At 67.8% G+C, this 16,340-nt stretch carries 17 protein-coding genes; 13 read left to right on the top strand and 4 right to left on the bottom strand.

Going from position 1 to position 16,340, the window contains the following annotated elements:
* Window positions 1–53: 53 nt before the first annotated feature.
* The 3 genes from IEY28_RS07650 to IEY28_RS07660 all read left to right on the top strand — a co-directional run bounded on the left by IEY28_RS07650 (window position 54) and on the right by IEY28_RS07660 (window position 1,927).
* Window positions 54–302, top strand: coding sequence for a DUF7123 family protein (locus IEY28_RS07650; RefSeq protein ID WP_166966572.1), 249 nt, complete (start codon window positions 54–56; stop codon window positions 300–302).
* A gap of 97 nt (window positions 303–399) precedes the next feature.
* Entirely contained in the window at window positions 400–1,584 is a 1,185-nt protein-coding gene (locus IEY28_RS07655) for a site-2 protease family protein (protein WP_188996048.1), read from the top strand.
* Window positions 1,585–1,786: 202 nt separating this feature from the next.
* Entirely contained in the window at window positions 1,787–1,927 is a 141-nt protein-coding gene (locus IEY28_RS07660) for a hypothetical protein (RefSeq protein ID WP_166966569.1), read from the top strand.
* On the opposite strand, the gene thiL is transcribed toward IEY28_RS07660, so the two are convergent.
* Window positions 1,924–2,790, bottom strand: coding sequence for a thiamine-phosphate kinase (gene thiL, locus IEY28_RS07665; RefSeq protein WP_188996050.1), 867 nt, complete (start codon window positions 2,788–2,790; stop codon window positions 1,924–1,926). The genes IEY28_RS07660 and thiL overlap by 4 nt on opposite strands.
* A gap of 97 nt (window positions 2,791–2,887) precedes the next feature.
* Between thiL and IEY28_RS07670 the strand changes: the two genes are divergently transcribed.
* The 6 genes from IEY28_RS07670 to IEY28_RS07695 all read left to right on the top strand — a co-directional run bounded on the left by IEY28_RS07670 (window position 2,888) and on the right by IEY28_RS07695 (window position 7,276).
* Entirely contained in the window at window positions 2,888–3,928 is a 1,041-nt protein-coding gene (locus IEY28_RS07670) for a lysylphosphatidylglycerol synthase transmembrane domain-containing protein (RefSeq protein WP_188996052.1), read from the top strand.
* Between the two features lie 62 nt (window positions 3,929–3,990).
* Window positions 3,991–4,452: a 30S ribosomal protein S19e gene (locus IEY28_RS07675; protein ID WP_188996054.1), complete on the top strand. Its 462-nt coding sequence runs from the start codon at window positions 3,991–3,993 to the stop codon at window positions 4,450–4,452.
* Between the two features lie 67 nt (window positions 4,453–4,519).
* Window positions 4,520–4,870 carry a DNA-binding protein gene (locus IEY28_RS07680; RefSeq protein WP_188996056.1) on the top strand — a complete coding sequence of 117 codons (351 nt, stop codon included), beginning with the start codon at window positions 4,520–4,522 and terminating at the stop codon, window positions 4,868–4,870.
* A complete protein-coding gene (locus IEY28_RS07685) occupies window positions 4,871–5,470 on the top strand; it encodes a DUF7411 family protein (RefSeq protein ID WP_188996058.1) in 600 nt (199 codons plus the stop codon).
* A gap of 84 nt (window positions 5,471–5,554) precedes the next feature.
* Window positions 5,555–6,862 (top strand): histidine--tRNA ligase, encoded by a 1,308-nt coding sequence (hisS, locus tag IEY28_RS07690; protein WP_188996060.1) that lies wholly within the window; start codon window positions 5,555–5,557, stop codon window positions 6,860–6,862.
* Between the two features lie 39 nt (window positions 6,863–6,901).
* Complete coding sequence (locus IEY28_RS07695; protein WP_188996062.1) at window positions 6,902–7,276, top strand: SHOCT domain-containing protein; 375 nt, start codon at window positions 6,902–6,904, stop codon at window positions 7,274–7,276.
* On the opposite strand, the gene IEY28_RS07700 is transcribed toward IEY28_RS07695, so the two are convergent.
* Complete coding sequence (locus tag IEY28_RS07700; RefSeq protein WP_188996064.1) at window positions 7,273–7,779, bottom strand: GNAT family N-acetyltransferase; 507 nt, start codon at window positions 7,777–7,779, stop codon at window positions 7,273–7,275. The genes IEY28_RS07695 and IEY28_RS07700 overlap by 4 nt on opposite strands.
* Before the next feature lie 97 nt (window positions 7,780–7,876).
* Between IEY28_RS07700 and truA the strand changes: the two genes are divergently transcribed.
* The 3 genes from truA (at window position 7,877) to pan2 (ending at window position 11,849) form a co-directional block, all read left to right on the top strand.
* Window positions 7,877–8,680: a tRNA pseudouridine(38-40) synthase TruA gene (gene truA, locus IEY28_RS07705; RefSeq protein WP_188996066.1), complete on the top strand. Its 804-nt coding sequence runs from the start codon at window positions 7,877–7,879 to the stop codon at window positions 8,678–8,680.
* A 40-nt stretch (window positions 8,681–8,720) separates the two neighbouring features.
* Entirely contained in the window at window positions 8,721–10,511 is a 1,791-nt protein-coding gene (gene pepF / locus IEY28_RS07710) for an oligoendopeptidase F (RefSeq protein ID WP_188996068.1), read from the top strand.
* 117 nt (window positions 10,512–10,628) lie between these two features.
* Window positions 10,629–11,849: a proteasome-activating nucleotidase Pan2 gene (pan2, locus tag IEY28_RS07715; RefSeq protein WP_188996070.1), complete on the top strand. Its 1,221-nt coding sequence runs from the start codon at window positions 10,629–10,631 to the stop codon at window positions 11,847–11,849.
* A gap of 69 nt (window positions 11,850–11,918) precedes the next feature.
* Here the strand turns inward: pan2 and IEY28_RS07720 are convergent, their stop codons facing one another.
* A complete protein-coding gene (locus IEY28_RS07720) occupies window positions 11,919–13,418 on the bottom strand; it encodes a hypothetical protein (protein ID WP_188996072.1) in 1,500 nt (499 codons plus the stop codon).
* Window positions 13,419–13,524: 106 nt separating this feature from the next.
* Here IEY28_RS07720 and IEY28_RS07725 point away from each other — a divergent pair, with 106 nt between their 5' ends.
* Entirely contained in the window at window positions 13,525–14,736 is a 1,212-nt protein-coding gene (locus IEY28_RS07725; protein WP_188996074.1) for an outer membrane protein assembly factor BamB family protein, read from the top strand.
* Here IEY28_RS07725 and IEY28_RS07730 read toward each other — a convergent pair.
* Complete coding sequence (locus IEY28_RS07730; protein WP_188996076.1) at window positions 14,733–16,325, bottom strand: methyl-accepting chemotaxis protein; 1,593 nt, start codon at window positions 16,323–16,325, stop codon at window positions 14,733–14,735. The two genes, IEY28_RS07725 and IEY28_RS07730, sit on opposite strands and share 4 nt — an antisense overlap.
* Between the last annotated feature and the right edge of the window lie 15 nt (window positions 16,326–16,340).

Raw genomic sequence — 16,340 nt, forward strand, 5'->3', positions numbered from 1 at the left:
CTTCCTTTCTTTATATACTCCCTCCGATACAAGGCGTAGTCGAGGTGACACAGATGAGCGCTACTGCAACGCCCTCCGGTGAGGAAGAGCCCTCCAAAGAACAGCGTCTCAAGTCCTTCCTCGCAGAGAAGGCCGCCGACGGCGAGATGTACTTCAAGAGCAAGTTCATCGCGGACGAAGTCGATCTCTCCCCGAAAGAGATCGGTGCGCTGATGGTGAAACTCAAGGACAGCGCCACGGAGATCGAGGTCGAAAAGTGGTCGTACACGAGCGCGACCACCTGGCGCGTCGAACCCGCGTAACGTCGCTGTCTGGTGTCTGCCCGACCCCAGCTACGGTCCCCCTGTTCTCCATCCGCGGGCACGGCATATTTGTGCCCGCACGCTGTATTGCGATGTGATGAGTCGCCCTGCCGACGAACCCCCGTCGCCCGCCGACTTGTCGGGTGCGTTCCACGTCGCTGCCGTCCGTCAGGACGGTGAGACGGTCCGATACTTCGGTGACCCACTGGTCCCGCCCGACGCCGTCGTCGACGAACTCGGGCCACTCTTCTCCCGGCGGGGGTTCGACCTCCGACTCGAACGACAGTCCGCGACGGGCACGACCGACGGCGGGCACGACCTCGTCTCCGCACCGCCACAGCCCTACGCGCTGGTCGCGGAACCGACCACTACGGGCCCCGACGGCGTCCCGTGGCTCAACGTCGGGCTATTGCTCGTGACCATCGCCTCGTCGCTGTACGTCGGCGCGAGCAGTTGGTACTACATCCCCGTCCTCGAACAGCCACTCCGCATCTTCGAGGCGTGGCCGTTCGTCGCCGCGATGCTCGGCGTGCTGGGTATCCACGAACTCGGCCACTACGCCGCCGCCCGCTACTACGGTGTGGACGTGACGCTCCCGTACTTCATCCCGTTCCCGTCCTTGCTCGGGACGCTGGGCGCGGTCATCAACATCCGTGGGCAGATTCCCGACCGGCGGGCGCTGTTCGACATCGGCGTCGCCGGGCCGCTGGCGGGGTTGGTCGCGACGGTGGTCGTCACCGTCGTCGGTCTCACGTTAGAGCCTATCACCGTCCCACAGAGCGTCTTAGACGGCGGCGCGCAGTACGCGTTCCGCTTTCACGACCCCCTGCTCATGCAAGGCTTACAGGGGTTCGTCGACGTCATGGGCTGGGGCGTCGAGTACGGCCCCAACGAGTCGGTTCACCCGGTCGTCTTCGCCGGGTGGGCCGGGATGTTCTTCACCTTCCTGAACCTCCTGCCCGTGGGGCAACTCGATGGGGGGCACATCGTCCGCGCTATCGTCGGGCAGCGACAGGAGACCATCGCCGCGGCGGTGCCGGGCGCCCTGTTCGCGCTGGCTGGCTTTCTCTATCTCACGCGAGACGCCCCGCCAATCGGGTTCGGAGTCTGGTCGCTGTGGGCGTTCTGGGGACTGTTCGCCACCGGACTGGCGTACGCCGGCCCGGCGCGGCCGACGGTCGACGAACCGCTCGACCGGCGGCGCATCCTCCTCGGTATCGCGACGTTCGCACTCGGCGTGGCCTGTTTCACGCCCGTCCCGTTCGAAATCGTGGCCGCGTGAGCGTCGGGAATGCTCTCCGTTTCTATCGCCTGAACTCCCTCAGCGCTCGATTTAAACGATCTGGAGATCTCTGATGCGGTCTCGACGTCGAGCGACGACGCCGTGGGCCGGAGACAGCGACCTGAAGGACATAACGGTATGCTAAGCGGACACAACGGTCGGCGGTTTATACGGAGTCCCAGCCCGTAGCCGGGACTGGCGTATGAGCTCTCACCGCTGTGGCACCCCCGCTGACGATCCGAGTACCGACAGCGAGGCGGCCGAACTAACCCACGAAGAGCGTGCGACCGCCGCCGCCAGAGCCGTCGAACAGGTCGCGACGGCGCTGGCTGCCGACCGCTAGTGCGAGTAGCCACGGTCCGGTAGCGAGGTGCCGTCAAGCGTCACGGCCCCGTCGGTGACGGTGCCGATACGGTGTAGCGGACAGGGCACGGCCTCGCGCGCGCCCTCGAGGTCGGCCTCTGGCACCGTACACACCAGTTCGAAGTCCTCGCCGAAGAACACGCCCAGTTCGCGGCGTTCTTCGGCGTCGTCGGCCACCGCGTCGACCGCGTCGTCTATCGGGAGCGGTCCCGAGAGGTCCGCCCCGCAGTCGCTCGCCGCACAGAGCTGGTGGACCGACCGCGCCAGACCGTCGCTCGAATCCATCATCGCCGTCGCGTACTGCCGGAGCGCGACGCCCGCACGCACGCGGGGTTCGAATCGGAACAGGTCGTTGGCCCGCTCGACTTCGCCACGTTCGAACAGCCACACGGCGGCGCCCGACCGACCCAGCGTCCCGGTGACACACAGGGCGTCGCCCGGGGACGCGCCCGACCGGAAGACCGGGTCGTCGGTGTCGCCGAGCGCCGTCGTCGCCACGGTGAACTCGTCGTGGCCGTCCAGGTCGCCGCCGACGTACTCGGCACCGACCGCCTCGCAGACGTCCGCGGCCCCGTCGACGAACGCCGTCAGTTCGTCAGCGTCGAACTCGGGCGCCGCGTAGACGGCCACCGCCGCCGTCGCCTCGGCACCCATCGATGCGACGTCCGACAGCGACGCGCCGACGGCCCGCCACCCGGCGGTGTAGCGGGTCGTCCCTCCGGGGAAGTCCGTCCGTTCGTGGAGCATATCGGTGGTGACGACCTGTCCGTCGACGACGGCACAGTCGTCGCCCGCGGCCGAAAGCCGGTCGCCGATGAGCGCGAGAGCGGCCTGCTCGTCCATACGTGGGGTGTCGTGGTCGGGGGGCAAAACGCACGGGGATGTCGGACCGTCGCTCCCGGTCGGTACGTTGAAAGCCGAGACGTGCGACGAACCCCCTATGGACGGCAACCGGTGGGCGACGATTGCGGGGTTTGCGGGGGCGCTGCTCGTCCTCGGCGTCCTCGTCTGGGTCGTCGGCGTCGACCGGACGCTGGCCGCGCTCCTCATGGCCGACCCCGGGGCGCTGGCCGTCGTCGTCGGTATCGCCGCCGTCTGGCTGACGTCCTGGGGACTGGCGCTCTGGGCAGTCCTCCGGGCGCTCGGGTCCGAGGTACCCGCCCACACTGCCATACTCGTCTACGCGGCGGCCGTCTTCTCGAACAACGTCACACCGTTCGGACAGGCCGGCGGCGAACCGCTCTCGGCGCTGCTCATCTCCTCGGCGGCCGACAGCGAGTACGAGACGGGGTTGGCCGCCATCGCCAGCGTCGACACCGTCCACTTCGTCCCCTCCGTCGGGTACGCCATCGTCGGGTTCACCTTCGTCGCTGCCGGCGCCGTGCGACTCGGTCGGAATCTCGTGTTCGCCGCCGTCGCCGTCGCCGTCCTCGCCGTCGGATTGCCCGTCGCGGCCTACATGGGGTGGCGCTACCGCTACGAACTCGAAGCCGCCGTCGTCAACCTGTTCACGCCGCTCGTCAAACTGTTCGGCCGGGTGGTGCCCCGTCGCTCGCCGCCGACGGCCGCGGTCATCGAGACGCGCATCGAGAGCTTCTTCGCGGCCATCGACCGCATCGCCACCGACCGGGAGACGCTGCTCCAGACGCTCGGTTTCTCCGCGCTCGGGTGGGCGTGTCTGGCCGCGTCGCTGTGGACGTCGCTGTACGCCGTCGGCCACGCCGTCCCGGTGGCGACGGTGTTGCTCGTCGTGCCCGTCGGGAGCATCGCGAGCATGGTCCCGCTCCCCGGCGGGTCCGGTGCCATCGAGACGGTCTTGGTGACGCTGCTGGTCTCGACGGTGCCGCCGCTCTCCGGTCCGGCGGCCGCGTCGGCAGTCCTCATCCACCGCAGCGCGACGTACCTGCTCCCGACGCTGGTGGGTGCTGGCGTCGCGAGCGCCCTCGGTGCGGACCGTGCGGCGGCCAGCGCCGGGGAGTGAACCGTTCACGCCCGGAGACGCGAACGATGCGCTTAAATGACGCCGACGGAAAGCAAGTGCCAATGACGACACTCTACGACGCGCCCGCCGAGGACCTCATCGAGGCCCTCACCGAGAAGCTCGAAGACGAGGACGACATCGAGGCCCCCGAGTGGGTGGCCGTCGCCAAGACCGGCGTCGACCGCGAACTGCCGCCCGAACAGGCGGACTTCTGGGCACGCCGCGCCGCCAGCCTCCTCCGGAAGGTCGCCGTCGACGGCCCCGTCGGCGTCAACAGCCTCCGTTCTGAGTACGGCACCTCGAAGCAGGGCACCACGCGCTACCGCGTTCGACCCCACCAGAAGTCGAAGGGCTCGGGCAACATCATCCGCACCGCGCTCCAGCAACTCGAAGACGCCGGCTACGTCGAGACCAGCGAGAACGACGGCCGCCGCGTCACCGGTGACGGGCAGGCGCTGCTGGACGACACGGCCGGCGAGGTCATCCAGGACCTCGACCGTCCGGAACTCGAACGCTACGCGTAGACGCCGCTCTCTCCTGTTTGGCGGTCCGAAATCGTTTTCCGGCAGTCGCCGGTAGTTTCTGGTACTCATGAGTGGTGACCCCAGCGAGGAAGAGCTAGAGGAACTCCGCAAGAAGAAGATGGAACAGCTCAAAGAACAACAGCAGGGCGACGGCGACGCCGAGGCCCAGCAGGCCGCCCAAGAGCAGGCCGAAGCCCAGAAGAAGGCGCTGTTGCGCCAGCACCTCACCGACGGTGCGCGAAAACGGCTCAACACCGTCAAGATGTCGAAGCCACAGGTCGGCGAACAGGTCGAACAGCAGGTGGTCGCGCTCGCCCGGAGCGGTCGCATTCAGGACCAGATTGACGAAGAGCAGATGAAGGAACTCCTCTCGGAACTCACGCCCGACTCGAAGAGCTTCGACATCAAGCGCCGGTAGATGCACTGTGGACTGCTGTACAGCGCCGGCAAGGACTCGACGCTAGCGGCGTTGCTTCTCGACCCGTTTTACGACGTGACGCTGGTCAGCGGGACGTTCGGCGTCGTCGACCCGGACCCGGCCCGTACGTCGGCCGCGGCGGTCGGGTTCGCCCACGAGACGGTCGAACTGGACCCCGACGTGGCCCACGCCGCCGTCGACCGGATGTACGAGGACGGCTACCCGCGCAACGGCATCCAGCAGGTCCACGAACACGCCGTCGAACGGGTGGCCGACGGGGCGTGGACCGACTCGCTCGACGCCGTCGCAGACGGCACGCGCCGGGACGACCGGGTGCCGACCGTCGACCGACCGCTGGCCCAGAGCGTCGAGGACCGGTTCGGCGTGGACTACCTCGCACCGCTCGCCGGCGTCGGTCGCGGTGCCATCGACGCGATGGCTGCCCAGTCGCTCGACGTGGAATCCGGACCGAGCGCACAGATACCGAAAGCCGACTACGAGGTGGAGTTGCGGGCGCTGTTGGCCGAGTCGTACGGCGACTCCGCTGTCGACGACGTGTTTCCCGATCACACGCAGTCGCGGGTCGTCGGGTTGCGGTGAGCGGTCTGAGCGCTGGCTTCACTCACTTCGTTCGCTCAGCCCGGAACGGACAGGTTCAAGCGCGCCCTGCCTGTACGCGGGTGTATGTACGACCGCGTCAAGGGTTTTCGCGACTTCTATCCCGAGGAGATGGCGGCGCGCCGGTGGGCCATGGATACCATCGAGGACGTGGCAACGCGCTACGGCTTCCGGGAGATCGGGACGCCCGCGCTCGAACCCACCCAGATGTACACGGACAAGAGCGGCGAGGAGATCGTCGAGGAACTGTACAGCTTCGAGGACAAGGGCGGCCGCAGCGTCGCCCTGACCCCGGAACTGACTCCGACCGTCGCCCGGATGTTCGTCGAGAAGCAACAGGCTCTCTCGAAGCCGGTCAAGTGGGTCTCGACCCGGCCGTTCTGGCGCTACGAACAGGTCCAGCAGGGCCGCTTCCGCGAGTTCTACCAGACCAACGTCGACATCTTCGGCTCCTCTGACCCCGCCGCCGACGCCGAGGTGCTGGCCGTCGCCGTCGACATGCTCACCGACCTCGGTCTGACCAGCGAGGACTTCCAGATTCGCGTCTCCCACCGCGACATCCTCGCCGGCCTGCTCGACTCCTTCGACGCCGAGGTGGACACCCGCGAGGCCATCCGCGCCGTCGACAAGCGGTCGAAAGTCGACCACGAGGCGTACCTCGATGCGCTCGTCGAGGCCGGCCTGAGCTACGGACAGGCCGACTCCTTCGACGAGATGCTTCAGAGCGGCGAGGACGAACTGGACTCGCTGGCCGACATCACCGGTTCCGAGGCCGTCGCCGAGGCTACCCAGAACCTCCGGGCCGTCCTCGACGCCACCGAGGACTTCGGGGTGAGAGACCACCTCACGCTGTCGCTGACGACCGCTCGGGGACTGGACTACTACACGGGCGTCGTCTTCGAGTGCTTCGACTCGACCGGCGAAGTCTCCCGGTCGGTGTTCGGCGGCGGCCGCTACGACGACCTCATCGAGGGCTTTGGGGGGCAACCGACCCCAGCCGTCGGGTTCGCGCCGGGTCACGCGACGCTACAACTGCTGTGTCAGCGGGCCGGTGTCTGGCCCGAGGAAGGACTGTCGACGGACTACTACGTCCTGCAGGTGGGCGAGACGCGGGCGACGGCCGCCCGGATCACGCGCGACCTGCGCGAGAAGGGCCACGTCGTCGAGACGGACATCGCTGACCGCTCGTTCGGCGCGCAGATGGGCTACGCCGACGAGATAAACGCCGAGACGGTGGTCATCGTCGGCGAACAGGACCTCGAAAACGACGAGGTGACGCTCAAAGAGATGGACGAGGGCGAGCAGATTTCGGTCCCCGTCGACGCGTTCCCCGGCAACCACGACCGGCCGACGTTCGAGGACTTCGCGGAGTGACGGCCTAGTTTTTAGTCGATCGGAGTGCGGTATCTCCGTATGCCGCCGACCCTCCCAAAGAAGAAGTTTGCCGGCGTCGTCGCCGTCCTGACGTTCGGGCTGACGGCGCTGTTCCCGATTGCTGGGTTCCCGAAGTTGGCCGCAGCGACGGCCATCCTCGGATTTCTCGTCGTGTTGCCGCTCGTCGGTATCCTCGGCGCCGACTTCCCGCTCGTCGAGAGCGACGCGACCAGCCAGGCCCGTTCGTCCGAACCTGAGCCAACCGAATCGCCGATAGAACGGCTCCGCGACCGCTACGCTCGCGGGGAAGTTTCTGACGAGGAGTTCGAGCGACGGCTCGAACGCCTGCTGGAGACGGAAGACCTCGCGGCGACAGTGGTCGACGACCGGGCGGCGGAACCCGAACTGACCTAGAGCGGGCGTTCCATCTCGTGTTCGGCCCGGTCGCGCAGGCGGGTCTCGAACCCGACCTTGTCGTACAGTTTCATCGCGACGTGGTTGGTCCGTGAGACGGCCAGCCAGACGTGGTCTAAGTCGTTTTCCTGTCCGTAGCCGAGCAGTACCTCGATGAGTCGGGTGCCGATGCCCGCCGACTGGTACTCCGGATGGACGAAGATGGCCAGTTCCGAAGAGTCCCGTGACGGGACGAGGACGGCGTGGCCGACGGCGTCCCCGCCGTGCCAGACGACGACGTTCAGCCCTTCGTCGAGCAGCGTCTCGACCCAGTCGCGTATCTGTGTCTCCCCTCGCGGCGGGACGCCCTGTGCGCGGGAATCTGCGTCGAACTGTGTGTACATCGCCACCAGCGGGTCCGGCCCGTCAGCGTACGCCTCTATGTCCACCGTCCGACCGTTCTGGTCGGTGAACGTGACCGGCGGACGCGGGAACTGACGGATCTCTTCGGCGGACGGAGCCATTATGCTCGGCCTACGGCGTGGACGGTCCTAAACCCGTCTATCGTTCCCGCCGACCGGGAGTCGGGCCGCACAAGTGCTTGCTCGACGAAATCCGCCTATGCGCGCGTATCGGGTCACCTACGACGGCCGGCCGTACAACGGGTTCCAGCGCCAACCCGACGTCCCCACCGTCGAGGACGAACTGCTGGACGCGCTGGACCGACTCGGCGTCCGCGAACGAAGCGCAGGGCCGCCAGAGGGGTACGCGGCGGCGGGCCGGACCGACGCCGGCGTCTCCGCCGTCGCACAGACCGTCGCCTTCGAGGCCCCCGGCTGGCTCTCGCCGGCGGCGTTCAACAGCGAACTCCCGGCGAGCGTCCGCGCGTGGGCCAGCGCCGACGTGCCCGAGGGCTTCCACGCGACTCACGACGCGAGCGAACGGACCTACGCCTACCACCTCTACGCGCCCGACGCCGACGAGGGACGGGCACGGGACGCGTTCGCGGCGCTCCGTGGCGACCACGACTTCCACAACCTCACGCCGGACGACGAGGGAACCGTCAGGACTCTCGACGGCGACCTCGCCCGCGACGGCGACTACCTCGTCTTCGAACTTCGCGCGGGCGGCTTCTGCCGGCAGTTGGTCCGGCGGGTCGTCGGCCTCGTCGCCGAAATCGCCCGCGGCGAATCGCCGCCGTCGAAGGTCGACCGGGTACTCGGCAGCGACCCGCTGTCGGGCCCCGAGGGCGTCGCCCCGGCACCGGCGTATCCGCTCGTCCTGACCGACGTGACGTATCCGGCCGTCTCGTTCGCGCCCGACCCCGACGCGCGGTCCAGCGCCCGCGAGGTGTTCGCCGACCTGCGGGCCGAGCGACAGACCGCGGCGAGAATCGCCGGAACCGTCCGCGACGGCCTGCCGTAGCCCGGAAAGGCTTACTTCGGCGCCTCGCTTAGGCCGGGTCATGAGTTCGGTACCCGCACGCAGCGACATCGACGAGAGCTACAAGTGGGACCTCGAATCCCTCTTCGCGACGGACGAGGACTGGGAGGCCGCCTACGAGGAGGCAGAGGCCCTCATCGAGGACCTCGACGCCTACGAGGGGCGGGCGACCGAGGACGCCGCGACCCTGCTGGCGACCTTAGAGACCTACGAAGAACTGATGCGAACCGTCTCGAACGTCGCCTCCTACGCCCGGATGCGCAAGGACGAGGACACGACCGACGACACGTATCAGGCGCTGACCGCACGCTCGCAGTCGCTCTCCTCGGACGCGAGCAGCGCCGCCTCGTTCCTCGAACCGGAACTGCAGTCCCTGGCGTGGGACGACATCGAGGCGATGATGGACGCGGAACCGGACCTCGAAGCCTACGAGCACTACTTCGACGACGTCCTGCGGATGAAAGAACACACCCGCTCGGCCGAAGTCGAGAACCTGCTGGCCGAACTGGGCGAGGTCACGGGCGCGCCGGGCGAGGTGTACAACATGCTGGCCAACGCCGACATGGAGTTCCCCACGGTGGAGGACCCCGACGGCGACGACCAGCCCATCACGCTCAACAACTTCACGACGCTCCAGAAGCACCCCGACCGAGACTTCCGACAGCGGGTGTACGAGGCCTTCTACGACGAGTGGGAGGGGGTCCGCAACGCCGTCGGCACGGCCTACAAGAACGCCGTCAAGACCGACGTGAAGATGGCCCGAGCCCGCAACTACGACACCGCCCGTGAGGCCGCGCTGAACGGGCCGAACGTCCCCGTCGAGGTGTACGACACGCTGGTCGACGCCGTCCACGACAACCTCGATACGCTCCACCACCACGCCGAACTCAAACGCGAGGCCGTCGGCGCCGACGAGTTGCGGATGTGGGACCTCTACACCCCGCTCGTACAGGAGGAATCACCCGAGGTCGAGTACGAGCAGGCCTGTGAGTACGTCACCGAGGCCGTCGCGCCGCTGGGCGAGGACTACCAGTCCCGACTGGCCGAGGGCTTAGAGTCGCGGTGGGTCGACGTCTACGAGACGAAACACAAGCAGTCGGGCGCGTACTCCGGCGGCACCTACGACTCCCAGCCGTTCATCCTGCTGAACTATCAGGACGACGTCGAGTCGATGTACACGCTGGCCCACGAACTCGGCCACTCGATGCACTCTGAGTACACTAGCGAGGAGCAACCGTTCGTGTATTCGGGCTACGAGATTTTCGTCGCCGAAGTCGCCAGCACGGTCAACGAGACGCTGCTGACCCACCACCTGCTTGAGACCGTCGAGGACGAGCGACTGCGCCGGCACGTCCTCAACGAGTACCTCGAACGGTTCCGGTCGACGCTGTACCGACAGACCATGTTCGCGGAGTTCGAGCACAAGACCCACGAGATGGCCGAAGAGGGCGACCCCCTGACGCCCGATAGGCTGGACGACCTCTACGCCGACCTCAAGGGCGAGTACTACGCCCCCGCCGAACTGGACGACCGCATCGCCCGCGAGTGGATGCGCATCCCCCACTTCTACCGGGCGTTCTACGTCTACCAGTACGCGACCGGGATTTCGGCCGCGGTCGCGCTGGTCGACGGGATTCTGGAGGAGGGCGAACCCGCCGCCGAGCGCTACGTCGACTTCCTCCGCAGTGGCTCCCGGGAGTACCCGCTCGAACTCCTGCGCGACGCCGGCGTCGACATGGCGAGTCCCGACCCGGTGAACGCGGCGCTCTCGACGTACGGCGAGTACTTAGACGAGTTCGAGCGCCTGCTCTAGTCGGTCTTCGCCGAACGCGACGGCGGGTCGGCGACCGCTGGAGCGTATAAATACGTTTCACTCAGTATACCACCCAAAGGCACTTTGTGTCTCAACCGTGTAGTACCGCCCAGCCAAATGTCGCGTAGTCCCTCGCTTCCGGAGCGGCCACGGTTGGACCTCGACCCCGACATGACGCCCGAAGAGCGTCTGGAGGCACTCCGGGACCACTTCGAAGACATCGTCCGCGTCAACGAACAACTCACCGACCAACTGAACAGCGCCCGCGACCGTCGGGAGGACCTCACCGACGAGGTCGACCAGCTAGAGCGGGAGAACGAGACGCTGAAGACCTCCTCGCTGTACATCGCAACGGCCGAGGAACTCACCGACGACGGCGTCGTCGTCAAACAGCACGGCAACAACCAAGAGGTTCTGACCGAAGTCTCTCCCTCTATCCGCGACTCGCTGGAGGCCGGCGACCGCGTCGCCATCAACGACTCCTTCTCGGTCAAGGAGATTCTCGACCCCGAGACCGACGCCCGGGCGCAGGCCATGCAGGTCGACGGGTCGCCGGACGTGTCCTACGACGACATCGGCGGCCTCGAAGCACAGATTCGGGAGGTCCGCGAGGCCGTCGAAGAGCCGCTGGTCAACGCCCAGCAGTTCCGGGACGTCGGCATCGAACCGCCCAGCGGCGTCTTGCTCCACGGCCCGCCCGGGACGGGCAAGACGATGCTCGCGAAGGCCGTCGCCAACGAGACCGACGCCACCTTCATCAAGATGGCCGGGTCCGAACTCGTCCGGAAGTTCATCGGCGAGGGCGCCCGCCTCGTCCGTGACCTCTTCGAACTGGCCAGCGAGCGCCAGCCGGCCATCATCTTCATCGACGAGATAGACGCCATCGCCGCCAAGCGGACCGAATCGAAGACGAGCGGCGACGCCGAGGTCCAGCGGACGATGATGCAACTGCTCTCGGAGATGGACGGCTTCGACGACCGGGGAGAGATCCGCATCATCGCCGCCACCAACCGCTTCGACATGCTCGACCGCGCCATCCTCCGGCCCGGCCGGTTCGACCGCCTCATCGAGGTGCCCAACCCCGACGTCGCGGGCCGCGAGCGCATCCTGGATATTCACACGGAGGACATGAACCTCTCCGAGGACGTCGACCTGCGGGCGATGGCCCGCCAGACGGACGGCCTCTCCGGCGCGGAGCTGGCTTCGATGGCGACCGAAGCCGGGATGTTCGCCATCCGCGACGAACGGACCACGGTCGAACAGCGGGACTTCCGCGACGCACTCGAAAAGATCGATCAGGGCGGGGAGACGGGCAGCCAGCCGGTCGCCTTCGCCTGAGCCACTTCGTACTGCGTCGGGTGGCCCACGGCCACCGGGACGCGCGGCGACTACCACACGTCCGCTTCGTCACTCGTCGCTAGCGCCACGCGAGGCGACGTAGCCTCGTCCGCGGAAGGTGAACCGTCTCGTTTGCTCGTCGTGACCGAGCACGCTGTCGACGACGTGGGCGTCCGTGTGGACCACCACTTGCTCCACGTCGCCCGTGAGGAAGGGGAGGGCGTTCCGGAGGCCGCGTCCGTCGCCGCCGAACTGGCTGGGTCGCATCACCTGTTCGGCGACGACGCGTTCGCCGCCGGCATCGGCGTACTGGAGCGTGAACGCCGCGTCGGGCGGGTGGTCGTCGTCGCCGTACCGCTCGGTCGTGACCGTGACCGTCGACCCGTCGCGCTCGGTGGTGGCGTCCGCCGTGGGTACCACCGTCGCTGGCTCGCCGACGAGTTCGACCAGCGCGCCGCTCTCCGGTTCGGGGTGGCCGTAGCCGGCGACGACGGCGTACTCGCCGCCGCCGAGATACCCGCGCGTGAGGCCGCCGTGACAGTCCTGTCCAGTGTGGACTGCCTCGCCGTTGAACGCCCGGAGCGGCCACTGTTTCCGGTCGCCCGGCGACAGGAGCCGGCAGTCGGAAGTGTGTACCCACGGCCCGACGTGGAACCACTCGCCGTCGACGAGTTTGTATAGGTTCCAGTGACCACACTGGAGTCGCTCGTGGCTGTGGTTGATCACCTCGAACTCGACGAGGCCGTCGAGTTCGACGCGCTCGGTCGAGGGGCGGACGAACGCGACGGTGTCGGCGTCGGCCTCGTGGTACCACTGCACGCCACCGTCGCCGGGGAACTCGGGGAGCGACCGTCCGGCAAAGCGCGACTCGGCCGCCGGACCGGGACTGGCCGTGTCCCAGACGGTCAGCGTCGCCTCGTCGTCGAACTCGTAGGTGCCGGTCGGTCGGCCGGACATCTCCGGTGACCCGACCACCTCGTACTCCAGTCGGACCCACTCACCGGGGGCCATCCGGTAGGTCTCGGTCATCCACGGGCCGACGGCTTCGACGCGCCAGTACCCCGTCTCGTCGCGGACGACCGTCGGGACCGTCGCCGCCAGTTCGTTGTTCTCGGTCGGCGCGAGGTGGAGGCTGGCCTCGTGGTCGTAGCCACGCGGTTGCCGGGCGTGGACCCGGCCGACGACGGGCAGCCACTGAATCCGGAAGGTGTTCTCGAAGTCGTTGCCGTTTCTGAGCCATCCCCGGATACGGGCCGGATGCTCGGCCGTCGCGGTGCGGTCGAACCACAGGGCGACGCGTCCGCCATCGTCCACGCGGACGTACGGCGAGAGCGCGTAGGTCCGTGGCCCGGTCTCCAACTCGACCACGTGCGATGGCTCCTCGGGCCGCGGTGGCTCGCCGGTCCGCCGGTCCGCTTGGGTGTCCGTCTGTGGCTGTGAGTGAACGGGCGTGTCGGTCGCCGACGGGTCGACCGGGGTGTGTGTCGCATCGCTGCCGTCACCGAACGAACATCCGGCCAGTCCGGTCACGCCGGCCGCGAGCGAGGCGAGGAGGGCGCGTCGTCGCATAGTCTCGGGGTCGTCCCCTCGTAGTAAACGCTTTCTGGAGGGTCAGCCACGGTTTGAGCGACGGGTCGCCGCGCGATTTAAGCCGCCCCGCCCGGTAGCGGGTCGCGTGCACGAGCGCGGCCACACACGACGGGCGTTCCTCGCGGGCGTCGGCACCGCCGTCGCCGGGTCGCTGGCTGGCTGTCAGTCCGGGTTCGACCCGCTCGCCTCCACGTCGCTGGACGAGTTCGCGGCGACCCAGTTCCGGCAGGGGCTGTTGAATCAGGGCTACACCGACAGGGCGATTCCGGCGAGCGTCGAGAAAGCGTGGGAACTCCCGACCAACCACGGCGACCACACTGCGGCGAAGGGGAGTCCGGTGCTGGCCCCATCCGGCGATCTCGTCGTCGCCGACGACACCGGCCGGGTGCGGGCCGTCTCGACCGACGGCGAGGTTCGGTGGGCGACGACCATCACGCAGGCCGGCCGCGGGAGCCACGGCACGGCCGCCATCGCCAACGAGACGGCCTACGTCGGGGCGTACGACGGCGCGCTGTCGGCGCTCGATTTGGCGACCGGAAAGCGGCGCTGGCGGACCGACCTCGGCGACGCCATCGGCGCGAGTCCGACCTACTACAACGGCGTGCTGTACGTCGCCGTCGAACACGCCGCCCCCAGCGGCAGCGTCGCGGCCGTCGACGCCGCCACCGGGAGCGTGCAGTGGCGCGACTCCCGGCCGACGAACCACCCCCACTCGACGGTGGCGCTGGACCGCGAGGGCGGCCGTCTGCTGTTCGGGTCGAACGACGGCCACGTCTACGCGTGGTCGTTCCCCGACCTCGAACGCGCGTGGACCCACGACACCGGCGGCGACGTGAAAGCGCCCATCGCCGTCGCCGACGGTCTGGCGATCGTCCCCTCGTGGGCCGGCACTGTCACCGCGCTGGACGTGGAAGACGGCGCCGTCGAGTGGGAGTTCGAGGCCGACGCGGACCTGATGTGTGCGCCGGCCGTCGATTCGGGCACCGTCTACGTCGGCAGTCACGACGACAACCTCTACGCCATCGCGCTGGACAGCGGCGAGGAGCGGTGGCGATTCGACACCGGCGGGTGGGTCATCGGGAGCGCGGTCGCCACGCCCGACCACGTCCTCGTCGGGTCATACACCAGTACGCTGTACGCGCTAGAACGGGAGAGCGGTGACGTGGCGTGGGCCGTCGACAACCGCGGCCACGTCACGAGCGCGCCGTTGGTAACCGACGACGCGGTATACTACACGGAACGGGCGGTCGACGGCGAGGCCGACCGACCGGGCTCTCTCTACAAACTGACCGCTTAGTCGTCTTCGGCGACCGTCGCCGCCCCACCGGCGGCCGGCCGTCGTCTCGTCGCCGTCTCGAAGTCGGAGAGGGCGCGTTGCAACGCCTGTGACTGACTCGCCAGACGATCGATGTCGTCGGTTGCGTCGTCTAGCTCTGCCATCTGCTCGTCGGTCGCCGTCGCCGCCTGTTCGGCCCGCTTGGCCGTCTGTTCGGACACCTCGGCGACGTCTTCGAGCATCGTGACGACCTCCTGACTGGTCGCCGCCTGTTCGTCCGTCGCCCGGTTCACTTCCTGAATGCCCGCGTTGACGTCCTCGACTTCTTCGGTTAGTTCGTCCATCGCCGCTAGTGCCGACTCGACGGTCTCGGCCCCGTTCGCGACCCGTTCGTTGGTCGCTCGCATCTCGGCGGCCGTCTCGTCGGCCTGCTCGGTCACGTCGGAGATGATGTCTTCGATGCGGTCGGTCGCGGTCTGCGTCTGGGTCGCGAGGTCTTTGACCTCGTCTGCGACGACCGCGAACCCGTCGCCGTCGCCGTCGGCGTGTGCGGCCTCGATAGATGCGTTGATTGCTAACACGTCGGTCTGGCTGGCGATGTCGTCGATGAGGCCGACGATATCACGTATCTCGTCGATCTGCTCTTCGAGGGCCGCCGTCGACTCGACCATCTCCGCCATCGTCCGCTCGATGTCTCGGAGTTCTGCGGTGGCTTCGCCGGCCAACTCGCTTCCGTCCTCGCCGCGGTCGGTTGCGCTCTGTGCCGTCGACGCCATCTCGTCGGCCGAGGACGCGATCTCCTCGACGGTCGCCGAGAGGTCGTTCATCTCGGCGGTGACGGTTTCGAGGTTCCGGTTCTGCTCGTCGGCCTCGCTGGCGATGTCGTCGGTCGTCCGGATCACGTCGCGACTCGTCTCACGGGCGCTCGAGACGTGCGTGCTGGTCTCGTCGCTGGCAGCGGCGACGGTCCCGGAAAACGACTGGACCTCTTCGATTGTCGCGGCCAGCGCTTCGACCATCTCGTTGAACGACTCGGCGATGCGGGCCATGGCGTCCGCCTCGGCGTCGGTGTCCATCCGTCGAGTGAGGTCACCGTCGGCCGTCGCGGCCATGACCTCGCTGTACTCGTCGGCGCGGTCGCGCAGTTGTTCGACGAGTTTCTCGGCCTCCGTCTGTGCTTGTTCGGCGGCCTCCTGTGCGTCCTCTGCCTCCGTCTGCGCCAGTTCGGCCTCCTCGATTCGGCTACTCAGGGAGTCTCTGACCTCGCGGAGAGCGACGCTCAGGTCGCCGAGTTCGTCCCGGCGGTCCATCTCGACGTCCGCGTCGAAGTTCTCGGCGGCCAGTTCCTTCGCGCTGGCAGTCAGTTGGTTGGACGTCTTGATGAGTTCCCCACCGACGATGATGGTGCCTGCCGACATCACCGGGACCGTAATCGCCCACGCGGTCAGCGCGGTCGTGAGGTCGCCACTGCTGACCGTGACTGCAACGACCACGCCGATACCACTCAGGACTGCCCAGAGCCCCTGACTAACGAGTACTTCGTACAGCATTCGTTCTTGCACCCGCCGAGGCATCAGTCCGACGAGCGTCCGGACTATCCGCGAAATCATTATCCGGACAACAGA

Origin of the sequence: Haloarcula pellucida, from assembly GCF_014647235.1 — an archaeon.
Lineage (GTDB): Archaea > Halobacteriota > Halobacteria > Halobacteriales > Haloarculaceae > Haloarcula > Haloarcula pellucida.